General features: G+C 44.7%; 10 protein-coding genes. 5 read left to right on the top strand and 5 right to left on the bottom strand.

Going from position 1 to position 12,593, the window contains the following annotated elements:
* Positions 1-57 precede the first annotated feature (57 nt).
* Entirely contained in the window at positions 58-2,070 is a 2,013-nt protein-coding gene (gene ligA / locus LIX84_RS17970) for an NAD-dependent DNA ligase LigA (protein WP_226421893.1), read from the bottom strand.
* A 90-nt stretch (positions 2,071-2,160) separates the two neighbouring features.
* A complete protein-coding gene (zipA, locus tag LIX84_RS17965) occupies positions 2,161-3,117 on the bottom strand; it encodes a cell division protein ZipA (RefSeq protein WP_226421892.1) in 957 nt (318 codons plus the stop codon).
* A gap of 251 nt (positions 3,118-3,368) precedes the next feature.
* Here zipA and cysZ point away from each other — a divergent pair, with 251 nt between their 5' ends.
* The 5 genes from cysZ to crr all read left to right on the top strand — a co-directional run bounded on the left by cysZ (position 3,369) and on the right by crr (position 8,299).
* Positions 3,369-4,112 carry a sulfate transporter CysZ gene (gene cysZ / locus LIX84_RS17960; protein WP_025998633.1) on the top strand — a complete coding sequence of 248 codons (744 nt, stop codon included), beginning with the start codon at positions 3,369-3,371 and terminating at the stop codon, positions 4,110-4,112.
* A gap of 164 nt (positions 4,113-4,276) precedes the next feature.
* Positions 4,277-5,245 (top strand): cysteine synthase A, encoded by a 969-nt coding sequence (gene cysK / locus LIX84_RS17955; protein ID WP_225461904.1) that lies wholly within the window; start codon positions 4,277-4,279, stop codon positions 5,243-5,245.
* 300 nt (positions 5,246-5,545) lie between these two features.
* Positions 5,546-5,803, top strand: a complete 258-nt coding sequence (locus LIX84_RS17950; RefSeq protein WP_005382043.1) for an HPr family phosphocarrier protein — start codon at positions 5,546-5,548, stop codon at positions 5,801-5,803.
* Positions 5,804-5,943: 140 nt separating this feature from the next.
* Positions 5,944-7,668: a phosphoenolpyruvate-protein phosphotransferase PtsI gene (gene ptsI / locus LIX84_RS17945; protein WP_005393100.1), complete on the top strand. Its 1,725-nt coding sequence runs from the start codon at positions 5,944-5,946 to the stop codon at positions 7,666-7,668.
* Between the two features lie 121 nt (positions 7,669-7,789).
* Positions 7,790-8,299 carry a PTS glucose transporter subunit IIA gene (gene crr / locus LIX84_RS17940; RefSeq protein ID WP_005382041.1) on the top strand — a complete coding sequence of 170 codons (510 nt, stop codon included), beginning with the start codon at positions 7,790-7,792 and terminating at the stop codon, positions 8,297-8,299.
* A gap of 80 nt (positions 8,300-8,379) precedes the next feature.
* Here crr and LIX84_RS17935 read toward each other — a convergent pair whose 3' ends face one another.
* The 3 genes from LIX84_RS17935 to LIX84_RS17925 form a co-directional block, all read right to left on the bottom strand.
* Positions 8,380-9,504, bottom strand: a complete 1,125-nt coding sequence (locus tag LIX84_RS17935) for a flagellin (RefSeq protein ID WP_226421891.1) — start codon at positions 9,502-9,504, stop codon at positions 8,380-8,382.
* A gap of 117 nt (positions 9,505-9,621) precedes the next feature.
* A complete protein-coding gene (locus LIX84_RS17930; protein WP_005393103.1) occupies positions 9,622-10,755 on the bottom strand; it encodes a flagellin in 1,134 nt (377 codons plus the stop codon).
* 506 nt (positions 10,756-11,261) lie between these two features.
* Positions 11,262-12,416 carry a flagellin gene (locus LIX84_RS17925; RefSeq protein WP_006743025.1) on the bottom strand — a complete coding sequence of 385 codons (1,155 nt, stop codon included), beginning with the start codon at positions 12,414-12,416 and terminating at the stop codon, positions 11,262-11,264.
* Between the last annotated feature and the right edge of the window lie 177 nt (positions 12,417-12,593).

The following is a 12,593-nucleotide window of genomic DNA, read 5'->3' as shown; positions in this document are numbered from 1 at the left end:
GCCCCACATGCTTACCATGTGGGGCTTTTAGTTATTTTTTAGCTTTTTTGATAAGACTTAATTTATCAACTCGAGTAAGTCTTGTTCTGTTTTGATCTCGATACCCAGTTCTTGTGCCTTTGCCAACTTCGAGCCTGCATTTTCACCAGCAAACAAAATATCTGTTTTCTTAGAAACACTACCTGTCACTTTTGCACCTAGTGATTGAAGGGCTTCTTTAGCCTCTGTGCGACCTAATTGAGAAAGTGTTCCTGTCAATACAACTGTCTTACCTTCTAACGGTAGCTCTCCTACCTGCTCAGTAGTATTAATCTCTGGCCAGTGGATCCCTTGTTCAAGCAAATCTTTAACCACTGCTTGGTTCTGCTCTTCACTGAAGAAAGTCGTAATATGTTGAGCAACCACAGCACCGATGTCTTGCACTTCAATTAACTGCTCTTCGTTAGCATTTTGGATGGCTTCCAACGTTTTAAAGTGCATTGCTAGGTTTGCGGCGGTTGCCTCGCCAACTTCACGAATCCCAAGCGAATACAAAAAGCGAGGTAACGTTGTTTCTTTGGATTTTTCTAACGCATTCACAATATTCTGCGCAGACTTTGGCCCCATGCGATCTAATACCGTTAAAATCCCCGCAGATAACTTAAATAAGTCAGCAGGGGTTTTTACCATCTCACGATCAACAAGTTGCTCGATCACTTTATCGCCTAGACCGTCAACGTCTAACGCTTTACGAGACACAAAGTGTTTTAGCGCTTGTTTACGTTGGGCTTGGCAAACTAAGCCACCCGTACAACGTGTTACCGCCTCTCCTTCGATCCGCTCAACATGCGAACCACAAACAGGACACTGAGTTGGGAAAATAATATCTCGCGCCGTTTCTGGTCGACGCTCTTTGATGACAGAAACGACTTGAGGAATAACGTCACCCGCTCGACGAATCACAACGTGATCACCGATCTTAACTTGCAGACGTTCTATCTCATCTGCGTTATGAAGCGTCGCATTACTTACCGTTACCCCGCCAACAAATACAGGCTCTAGTTTAGCAACAGGTGTAATCGCACCAGTACGACCGACTTGGAATTCCACCTCATTCAACGTCGTCATTTCTTCCTGAGCCGGGAATTTGTAGGCAATCGCCCAACGTGGAGCGCGAGCAACAAATCCAAGACGCTCTTGAACGGCAATATCGTCAATTTTAATGACGACACCATCGATCTCATAAGGAAGGGCATCACGACGCTGCAAGATATCTTGGTAGTAAGCTTTTACATCCGCCAAGCTTTCAACTCGCTTGGTCTCCGGGCACATTGGTAATCCCCAAGATTTAATTTGCAAGAAGCGTTCGTAGTGACTTGCCGCCAATTCAGCGCCTTGCACCACGCCCACACTGTATGCATAGAAGCTAAGCGGACGAGAAGCCGTAATGCGTGAATCCAATTGTCGTAAGCTACCTGCCGCAGCATTGCGTGGATTAACAAAGATTTTCTCGCCTTTCTTCCTTGCTAATTCATTGAGCTTTTCAAACCCAGCTTTCGGCATAAAGACTTCACCACGAACTTCAAGACGATTTGGCCAGTCATTACCCCTGAGTTTTAAAGGAATGGCTTTAATCGTACGTACATTTTCTGTGATGTTCTCGCCAGTAGTGCCATCACCTCGTGTTGCCGCCTGAACTAACACACCGTTCTCATACAGTAAACTAACTGCGAGTCCATCCAGTTTCGGCTCACAACAGTATTCTTTCACACTCTGACTGCCCACCCGCTCTTGTGCTCGCTTATGGAAACTATCAAGTTCGCTGTCATCAAACGCATTATCAAGCGAAAGCATCGGTACTTCATGTGTCACTTGGCTAAACGCAGAGAGAGGTTGTCCACCGACACGTTGACTTGGTGAATCTACGGTAATTAAATCAGGGTTCTCAGCTTCAATATCCAGGAGCTCTCGCATTAAGCGGTCGTACTCGGCATCAGGGATCTCTGGGTTATCTTCCACGTAGTAACGCACAGCGTGGTAATGCAACGACTCTTTTAGTTCTTCTAATCGCTGAAGTACTGATTCAGACATAGTAAAGCCCCGTGTATTTTCAATCGGTGAGGTTGGGAAATCCAAGAAAAAGGGCTCCATCCGGAGCCCTATTATTATTTGCTGTTAAGATTATGCGTTAGCGGCATTAAACTCAACTATTTGACGTCGATAAGACGCTAAACGGTCTGGCGTCATTAAGTTACGCTGGTCATCAAGCACGTTGCCACCTAAATCATCAGCAATTTGCTGCGCAGTTCGGAGCATTAAGTTGAAGTTCTGTTCAGCCTCGCCATAACAAGGCAATGTCATGAAGAATGAAATACCCTTCGTTGTAAACTCAGCAGGATCAGCATGCTCAAACGTACCAGGGTGCATCATATTAGCGACGCTAAACAGCACTTTGCCGTTACCGGACAAGTCGACATGACGGTGGAAAATATCCATCTCGCCGTAAATTAAGCCGTTTTGTTGCATACTTTCAAATAAAGCAGTACCAACAAATGGCTCTTCACCCGCGCAGTGCACATTCAATACAATCACTTGCATTTCAGGTTCTGGCTTTGGCTCTTCCTTAGGCTCTGCAACGACAGGCTCACTAACCGTTTCGACTTGCTGTTCTTTCTCAGTAATATCAAACGCGGCGGGAATAGCTTCTTCTTCCACAGCAAGCTGGAATGGCTCTTCAGCTACTGGTGCTTGAACAACAGGCTCAACGTCCTCTTCTTTATCTTTTTCTGCAACAAATGAAGGGATGTCATTCGGCTCCTGCTGCGTCTGTTTTACTTCAGATGGACCACCGAATAACGGGTCAGATTCAAACTTGTTGTCGAAAGAACTCGCCATCCCAAAATCTGGTTCTTTGCGATCTTTGCGAATGATCTCAAAGTCATCTTCAGGAGCGGGAGCGAAGTCTCGTTCTTTCTCAACAAGATCATTTTTGTCTTCTTGGTCAACATCCAGCTTACCAAGCGGCTTGTTACCAAACTTTGCTTTGCCTTCTTTTTTACTGCTCCATAAACCATGAAACAGTAATGCCGCGATGGCTAATGCGCCAACAACAATGAGTACGAATCGCAATTCCTGCATTATTTACTCTCAATATACTTGTTTTTACTACTCGCAGTTCCTTGAGCAGCAACCCAAGTGCAATAAATCTGAATGATACGTTTACTTTACCAAAACTATATGTAGATTTAGAACAACTTAATGCAAGAAGTTCCGTTTTTTGTTGTGATTCTTGCCACGATTCCACTTAACAAGACGTCATTTGTCAGGGCATTGAAAGAAAAGTCCTCACAGGTACAATGAGTTTTCATTTACACGAAGCCAAAATAGACATGAAGCAAAACAATCAGCAGAGAACCGGGTTCGGTTATTTTCTATACGGGATACAATTGGCACTTGCCCCTAAAATCAGGCGCTTTGTCATCTTACCTCTACTTGCAAATATCTTGCTTGTAGGTGGTGCCATCTTCTATCTATTTTCAAACCTTAATATATGGATAGAAGGTTGGATTGGGCAGCTGCCTGAGTTTTTATCCTGGTTAACTTACATTCTTTGGCCTTTACTCGCTCTGACGATACTCGCTACCTTCTCCTATTTTTTCAGCACGCTCGCGAACTTTATCGCCGCGCCATTCAATGGCCTCTTAGCTGAAAAAGTGGAAGAGTACTTAACGGGACAAAAAGTAAATGATGATGGATTCACTGCCGTTCTGAAAGATGTTCCTCGCGTTTTAGCTCGTGAATGGAGAAAGCTGCTTTACATCTTACCTAAAGCAATAGGCCTATTCCTGTTATTGCTCATCCCTGCCCTTGGGCAAACAGTAGGCCCATTTTTATGGTTTATTTTTACCGCTTGGATGCTCGCGATTCAATATTGTGACTACCCGTTTGATAACCATAAAATCCCATTTAACGACATGCGTTACAAATTGAAACAAAAGCAAGGTAAGGCCTATGGCTTTGGGGTATTGGTGTCTGTGTTTACGACGATCCCAATTTTGAACCTCATTGTCATGCCTGTAGCAATATGTGGCGCAACCGCTATGTGGGTCGCGGAGTTTAAGCACCAACGATAGTCGATTAGAGATTAAGGAAAGGGATCTGCGCCAGCTTTTCCCTTTTCTTTTATCGAGTCCTGGGCCAACCTAATAAGATATAACTTTTTAATCCTTTTCCCTTTTTTTCATACCGCATATTCTTCTATCCATATTCACACAACGTGTAATGAAGGAACATCACTATGAGCAAAATCTACGAAGATAACTCTCTTACTATCGGTAATACACCTATCGTTCGTCTAAACAAAGTAAGCAAAGGCAAAGTTCTCGCGAAAATTGAAGCGCGTAACCCTAGCTTCAGTGTTAAGTGCCGTATCGGTGCAAACATGATTTGGGAAGCAGAAAAAGCGGGGCTTCTTAAGCCAGGTGTAGAGCTTGTAGAACCTACCAGTGGTAACACAGGTGTTGCTCTAGCATTCGTAGCGGCCGCTCGCGGTTACAAGCTAACATTGACCATGCCTGAATCAATGAGCCTAGAACGCCGTAAGCTACTTAAAGCACTGGGCGCTAACCTTGAGCTGACTGAAGCGGCGAAAGGCATGAAAGGGGCGATTGCTAAAGCAGAAGAAATCGTAGCAAGCAACCCTGAGAAGTACCTACTTCTTCAACAATTTGACAACCCTGCGAACCCAGAGATCCACGAAAAGACTACGGGCCCTGAGATTTGGGAAGCGACAGACGGTGAAATCGACGTATTCGTTGCTGGTGTAGGTACGGGCGGTACTATCACAGGTACAAGCCGTTACATCAAAGGTGAAAAAGGCAAAGCCATCACTTCTGTCGCAGTTGAGCCAGCAGAGTCTCCAGTTATTGCCCAAGCACTTGCTGGCGAAGAAATCCAACCTGCTCCGCACAAAATCCAAGGTATCGGTGCTGGTTTCATCCCAGGTAACCTCGATTTAGACATTATTGACCGCGTTGAACAAGTCACCTCAGAAGAAGCGATTGAGATGGCTCGTCGCCTAATGGAAGAGGAAGGTATCCTAGCTGGCATCTCATCCGGCGCGGCTGTTGTTGCAGCTAACCGACTTGCAGAACTCCCTGAATTTGAAGGAAAAACAATTGTAACCGTTCTACCAAGTTCAGGTGAGCGTTACCTAAGCACAGCACTCTTTGCAGGTATCTTTACCGAAAAAGAGAACCAACAATAATATGTGTTCAAATCAATTTTTAGTTTAAAAAAGCCCCGTTTAGGGGCTTTTTTGTTGATCCCTGCCCTACCTTTGGTAATATCAGGGTGTTTTATTTCTAGCTTCAAAATAAAGAAGCAGAACACAAAAAGGTTTCAAAGTGATTACGCACGCAAACAGTTGCGTAGTTACCAAACTTTTGACTAGTATCAGAACTGACGCGCTTTGAACTCTTCCCGTGCTAGCGCACAAGATGTAAAGCAGTTAAGCTAAAATCTAGTCACAAACTAACAAAAAAATACATTTATTGGGGTATATCACATGTACGAGAAGCAAGTAGAAATCACAGCAGAAAACGGCCTTCACACTCGTCCAGCTGCACAGTTTGTTAAAGAAGCAAAAGCATTCGACGCAGACATCACTGTGACTTCTAACGGTAAAAGCGCTAGCGCTAAGAGCCTATTCAAACTACAAACACTAGGCCTAGTAAAAGGTACTCAAGTAACTATTTCTGCTGAAGGCCCACAAGCTCAGCAAGCAGTTGACCACCTAGTTGCTCTAATGGACCAACTACACTAATCCGGTCTCCTACTCCAGAAGCCATTTTGTGAAAGCAAAATGGCTTCGTTGGAAATAGGCTCAAAACTAAGCTAAAACTATTCGTTAGCGCACCCATTATTCTCCCGTTTTATAAAGTTGACCAAACTTAAGGTAAGGCTATGATTTCAGGCATCCTAGCATCTCCTGGTATTGCAATCGGTAAAGCACTACTACTTCAAGAAGATGAAATTGTCCTAAACACAAACACTATTTCTGACGATCAAGTAGAAGCTGAAGTTCAGCGTTTCTTCGACGCTCGTAACAAATCTGCAGCTCAACTAGAAACTATCAAGCAAAAAGCGCTTGAAACGTTTGGTGAAGAAAAAGAAGCGATCTTTGAAGGTCACATTATGCTTCTTGAAGACGAAGAGCTAGAAGAAGAGATCCTAGCACTTATCAAAAACGACAAGATGACTGCGGATCACGCTATCCACTCAGTTATCGAAGAGCAAGCATGTGCTCTTGAGTCACTAGATGACGAATACCTAAAAGAACGTGCAACTGACATCCGCGATATCGGTTCTCGTTTTGTGAAAAACGCACTGGGTATCAACATTGTTTCGCTTAGCGACATCAATGAAGAAGTTATCCTAGTTGCTTACGACCTAACGCCATCTGAAACGGCACAGATTAACCTAGACTACGTACTTGGTTTTGCTTGTGATATCGGCGGTCGTACATCTCACACTTCAATCATGGCTCGCTCTCTTGAGCTTCCAGCTATCGTTGGTACTAACGACATCACGAAAAAAGTTAAGAATGGCGATATGCTGATTCTTGACGCGATGAACAACAAGATTGTTGTTAACCCATCAGAAGCTGAACTAGAAGAAGCGAAAGCGGTTAAAGCGGCATTCCTAGCTGAAAAAGAAGAGCTAGCGAAACTGAAAGACCTGCACGCAGAAACGACTGACGGTCACCGTGTAGAAGTTTGCGGTAACATCGGTACAGTGAAAGACTGTGACGGTATCCTCCGTAACGGCGGTGAAGGTGTTGGTCTGTACCGTACTGAATTCCTATTTATGGACCGTACTGCGCTACCAACTGAAGAAGAACAGTACCAGGCGTACAAAGAAGTTGCGGAAGCAATGAACGGTCAAGCTGTGATCATCCGTACTATGGATATCGGCGGCGATAAAGATCTCCCATACATGGATCTTCCAAAAGAGATGAACCCATTCCTAGGCTGGCGTGCTGTACGTATCAGTCTGGATCGTCGTGAAATCCTTCGTGATCAGCTACGTGGCATCCTACGTGCTTCTGCACACGGCAAACTGCGTATCATGTTCCCAATGATCATCTCTGTTGAAGAAATCCGTGAGCTTAAGAAAGCGATCGAAGAGTACAAAGAAGAGCTACGCGCTGAAGGCCACGCGTTCGACGAAAACATCGAAATCGGTGTTATGGTTGAAACTCCTGCTGCTGCTGCGATCGCACACCACTTAGCGAAGGAAGTGTCTTTCTTCTCTATCGGTACAAACGACCTAACTCAGTACACGCTAGCGGTAGACCGTGGTAACGAGATGATCTCTCATCTTTACAACCCACTATCACCAGCAGTACTAACCGTGATCAAGCAAGTTATCGACGCTTCTCACGCAGAAGGTAAATGGACTGGTATGTGTGGTGAACTTGCAGGTGACGAGCGTGCAACGCTTCTACTTCTAGGTATGGGTCTGGACGAGTTCTCAATGAGCGGCATTTCAATCCCTAAAGTGAAGAAAGTAGTTCGTAACTCTAACTTCGCAGAAGTGAAAGCAATGGCTGAAGAAGCCCTTTCTTTACCAACAGCTGCAGAAATCGAAGCAGTGGTAGAAAAGTTTATTGCTGAGAAAGCTCAGTAATCGGTAGTACCAAGTAATTCAATACTTAATGGCCATTAGACGGCGAAAAAAGTCGTCTAATGCGCTATATTGGTATACTATAATTCGACAGAATAAAACCAAACCTTAGGAGCATGACACAATGGGTCTGTTTGACAAACTTAAGAAGCTTGTATCTGATGACAGCGCTGACGCTGGTGCTATCGAAATCATCGCGCCACTTTCTGGTGAGATTGTAAACATCGAAGACGTGCCAGATGTTGTTTTCGCTGAGAAAATCGTTGGTGACGGTATTGCTATCAAGCCAGCAGGCAACAAAATGGTAGCTCCTGTAAACGGTACTATCGGTAAGATCTTCGAAACTAACCACGCATTCTCTATCGAGTCTGACGACGGTGTTGAGCTTTTCGTTCACTTCGGTATCGACACAGTTGAACTAAAAGGCGAAGGCTTCACGCGTATCGCTGAAGAAGGTCAAACTGTTAAAGCTGGCGACACTGTAATTGAATTCGATCTAGCTCTTCTAGAAGAGAAAGCGAAGTCAACGCTAACTCCAGTTGTTATCTCTAACATGGACGAAATCAAAGAGCTGAACAAGCTTTCTGGTTCTGTGACTGTTGGTGAAACTCCAGTTCTACGTGTAACTAAGTAATTTTTACTTAGCCGAACACGAAAAAACGCTGCCATTGGCAGCGTTTTTTATTACCTGAAGTTTATGCTTTCTTACCAGATTCAACTGAGTAGACCAAGTGCCGAGCTCGGCCTTTGTTTTGCCTGAGCCAATAACGCAGTTGTCGCATCTTGGAGCACTTGAGAACGCACCATTTCCGTAGATTCTCTTGCAAAATCCGTATCTCTTATTCGACTCTTGGATTCCGTAACACTCCGATTCACGGTATTTAAGTTATCCACCGAACCATTTACACGATTCTGAAAGCTGCCAATTTCACTTCGGTGCGAATCAACGTACTTGATCGCTGCATCAATCACCCCAATTGAAAGCTGCGCCTTACCAGCCGTCGACATATCGATGTCATCCATTGTGACTAATTGACCAGTGCTTATATCAAGTTCATCCGCTAAACTGCCTTCTAACTCCACTCCTTCTGGCGTATTCATCGTAGAGGCAAAGAATTGCAGTTCATTGTTTTCCGTTACTGAGGCACTCACTACCGATTGTTGAGCATTGATGTAAGTGGCGACCTGTTCTATGCGATCACCCAATTTGAGCCCAATGGATTCCGTTTGGGTTTGCCCTTTACTGTCTTGGTATTCGACTTTGAGGGTTTGGTTACCTTGAGTGACTCGCCAATCTTTATCGACCGCATCACCAACATAATGCTGCCCTCCCATCTCTGGGATATGGCTACGCATATTACGTAACGTCAAAGAGATTGAGTTAGCGTTCGCGCCAATATGGAAACTTTGTGAACCGTAAGATCCATCAAACAGGTTTTTATCCGCAAATGACGTTGTGATCGCGACACGATCAAGCTCATCCTGCAGCGCTACGACCTCGTATTGGATGCTTTGTCGGTCACTGGTATCGTTACCACCATTTGCCGCTTTAAGCCCTAGAGAGCGTAAACGTTGCAAAATATCACTGCTCTCATGTAACGCGCCTTCCGCGGTTTGCGCGACCGAATAAGCATCGTGCGCATTTCTTAAGGCGACATCAAGCCCTCTCGTTTGTACATGGAGAGTATTCGATATCTGTAAACCTGCCGCATCATCACTCGCCGAATTAATTCGAAAACCAGAAGTGAGGTTCCGTTGTGACTCGACGTTTTGCGCTGCCGCTTGACTCAGGTGTCTCTGCGCCACCATCGCGGCAACATTGGTATTTAAAGAGACCATCTAATCGATACGAGTGCCTTGTCGAACATCCTGTTGGGACGCATCTAAATCGTTATAGCCGATAAGCAAAAAAGCCAGGGATGAGCCTGGCTTTTGTATCTTGTCTTATTAAGGTGATTAACCTAGCAGACTTAGCGCTGAGTTTGGCGCTTGTTTCGCTTGCGCAAGGATTGAGCTTGACGCTTGCGATAGAATTTGTGACTTGGTCATTTGAGTCGTTTCTTTCGCGAAGTCAGTATCTTTGATACGGCTCTTCGACGCGTTCACATTCTCGTTAATGTTGTCCAAGTTGCTGATTGCATGGTTGAAACGGTTCTGGAATGCACCCAGCTCTGCACGGTGGCTGTCTACGTATTTCAGTGCCGCATCGATGATAGCCACAGATTCTTGTGCGCCACCAACTGAGGTTACGTCGATAGTATCTACCGTTACTTTTTTACCTTCGCCCAAACCTAGCTCGCCAGATAGGCCGCCTGAAAACTCGACTTCGCCTTCGACTTTGTTGTTGCCAGCAAAGATTTGCAGTTTACCATCTTGGTCTACTGATGCTTTCACTAGGTCAGTTTGACCGTTAATGTAAGTCGCAAGCTCTTCGATATCGTCACCCGCTTTTGCACTGATGTTGATTTCTTGCTCTTGGCCGTAGCTGTCCGTTAAGTTAATTTTTAGGTCGTTCTTACCTTCAGCAACGTTCCAGTCTTTACCTTTACCACTTTCAGCTTGGTAGCTCACACCGCCCATCATTTTGTTGTCTGAACGCATGTCTTTTAGCTCAAGCATCACGGCTTCACCGTTATCCGCACCGATTTGGAACGATTTCGCACCGTGTGTGCCGTTTAGTAGCTTGTTACCACCGAAAGACGTGGTTTCTGCGATACGGTTTAGTTCGTCGTTTAGCGCGGTCACTTCTTCTTGAATCGCCACACGCTCTGATTTCGAGTTTGAGCCGTTTGCTGATTGTAGAGACAAATCACGCATACGTTGAAGAATGTTAGTGGTCTCGTTCATTGCACCTTCAGCGGTTTGTGCAATTGAGATACCGTCGTTCGCGTTGCGAACCGCTACATCCAAACCACGGCTTTGTACGTTCAAACGGTTCGAAATTTGAAGACCCGCAGCGTCATCTTTTGCGCTGTTGATTTTAAAACCTGAAGACAAACGCTCCATAGAAGTTTGTTGAGCTGAGTTTGCGTTGTTTAGGTAACGCTGAGCGGTCATCGCTGATACGTTAGTGTTTACATTCACTGCCATGGTGATTTCTCCAATTGATTTTCCGGTGTAGCGGTTTCCGACGTCTCGGAAAACCAAGTAGTTCTCTCAAAGTTACCTCTATTAACGACACCAAATTCAGAAGCTTTAGAAAAAAATTTAAAAAAATAACATTGCGAGATTTAGCTAATAAAATTGAAGAAAAGTAAGAAAAAGTGCTCAAGTTTCCACAAATCGAGCCGAGTGAGCCAAATTGTATAGAAAACCAGCAAAAGGAAACAATTGAAGGTAAGTTCGCAGACGATAGACGTGAGAATTAGAAAAGAAAAAGCCCCTTTTCCTTTGAGAGAACTGGGGCTAGGTTGGTCGCCAGAGCCTATGTGGAGATCAAGAGAAATGAACACATTTCCGGCATACCGAGTACAACTTTACATTGAAAATGATTGGCAGGTGAGAGATGAGAGAGCCGCTCATTCTATTATAAAGTTGCTTGCCAAAAGCCTGCATTCCCATCCACGTCTGAATGTATTGAGTACAGGCTAAGTAAACTACTGCAATAGTGACATTGCAGAGTTTGGCAACTGTTTCGCTTGAGCAAGAATCGATGTACCTGCTTGTTGCAAAATTTGTGCTTTGGTCATTTGCGTGGTTTCTTTCGCAAAGTCCGTGTCTTTAATTCGGCTGTTCGACGCGTCAACGTTTTCTTGGATGTTTGCCAAGTTGTTGATGCTGTGACTCAGACGGTTTTGCTTCGCACCCAGATCCGCACGTTGTGAATCCACGTATTTCAGTGCCGAATCCAGCACAGAGATAGCGTTTTGAGAACCTTGTACGGTTGTCATATCAATATCTTGTACTGATGTTCTAAGAGGTTCATCGCTCAAACCAAGCTCAGACGCCAATCCACCCGAAATTGAAATTTCACCCTGAACGTTTGGATGTGCAACAAAAACTTGTAACTTGCCATCTTCACTTACAGACGCGTTGATCATATCAGACTGACCATTAATGTACGTTGCAAGCTCTTCGATGTCGTCACCTGCTTTTGCATTAATGTTGATTTCTAGATCATCGACATTGCCGTCTTCGTCTTCACCCATACCTGGCAAAGTGATTTTTAGATCCGATTTAGCTGGGTCAACGCCCCAATCTTTATCTTTACCGTTTTCCGATAAGAAGGTCACACCGCCCATGCGAGTATCGTCCGCACGAATGCTGGTTAGCCCCATAATCATTGCTTCACCTGAGCTCGCACCAATCTGGAATGCCGCTTCACCGAATGAGCCGTTCAATAGACGACGGCCACCGAATGACGTGGTTTCTGCGATACGGTTTAGCTCGTCAATCAATGCCATTGACTCTTCGTTGATCGCCTGACGCTCAGCCGGAGAGTTAGTACCGTTCGATGATTGAATAGCAAGGTCACGCATACGTTGCATGACAGATGTTGCCTCATTCATCGCACCTTCAGCGGTTTGTGCAATCGAGATACCATCGTTCGCGTTACGCATTGCGACATCTAGACCACGAGACTGTGCAGTTAAGCGGTTAGAGATCTGGAGACCTGCCGCATCATCTTTTGCACTGTTAATCTTATGTCCTGAAGATAAGCGCTCCATCGACGTATTTAATTCGTCAGTCGCTTTGTTTAGGTAACGCTGCGCGGTCATCGCGGAGACGTTAGTACTAACTGTTACAGCCATTTTGCTCTCCTTTTGAGTTCGCAAGCTTTTGCGAAGCGGCCAGCTTTACTCTCATTTGGATAAGCACTGACCGTAAAAATTACTTGCTAAATCTGCCTTAAACGCAGGGTTTAGAATCTCGAAATCTGTTCTAATATTTTCAATACAATTTGTGTGCCAACTTACAAAATTTATTTC

The organism is Vibrio sp. E14 (genome assembly GCF_020515785.1).
Classification (GTDB): domain Bacteria; phylum Pseudomonadota; class Gammaproteobacteria; order Enterobacterales; family Vibrionaceae; genus Vibrio; species Vibrio diabolicus.
This window is presented reverse-complemented; position numbering and strand designations above follow the sequence as displayed.

What these genes read in the sequence shown, in the direction of transcription:
- ligA (WP_226421893.1), bottom strand. Translation starts at nt 2,070, where the DNA reads ATGTCTGAATCAGTACTTCAGCGATTAGAAGAACTAAAAGAGTCGTTG.
- zipA (WP_226421892.1), bottom strand. Translation starts at nt 3,117, where the DNA reads ATGCAGGAATTGCGATTCGTACTCATTGTTGTTGGCGCATTAGCCATC.
- cysZ (WP_025998633.1), top strand. Translation starts at nt 3,369, where the DNA reads ATGAAGCAAAACAATCAGCAGAGAACCGGGTTCGGTTATTTTCTATAC.
- cysK (WP_225461904.1), top strand. Translation starts at nt 4,277, where the DNA reads ATGAGCAAAATCTACGAAGATAACTCTCTTACTATCGGTAATACACCT.
- LIX84_RS17950 (WP_005382043.1), top strand. Translation starts at nt 5,546, where the DNA reads ATGTACGAGAAGCAAGTAGAAATCACAGCAGAAAACGGCCTTCACACT.
- ptsI (WP_005393100.1), top strand. Translation starts at nt 5,944, where the DNA reads ATGATTTCAGGCATCCTAGCATCTCCTGGTATTGCAATCGGTAAAGCA.
- crr (WP_005382041.1), top strand. Translation starts at nt 7,790, where the DNA reads ATGGGTCTGTTTGACAAACTTAAGAAGCTTGTATCTGATGACAGCGCT.
- LIX84_RS17935 (WP_226421891.1), bottom strand. Translation starts at nt 9,504, where the DNA reads ATGGTCTCTTTAAATACCAATGTTGCCGCGATGGTGGCGCAGAGACAC.
- LIX84_RS17930 (WP_005393103.1), bottom strand. Translation starts at nt 10,755, where the DNA reads ATGGCAGTGAATGTAAACACTAACGTATCAGCGATGACCGCTCAGCGT.
- LIX84_RS17925 (WP_006743025.1), bottom strand. Translation starts at nt 12,416, where the DNA reads ATGGCTGTAACAGTTAGTACTAACGTCTCCGCGATGACCGCGCAGCGT.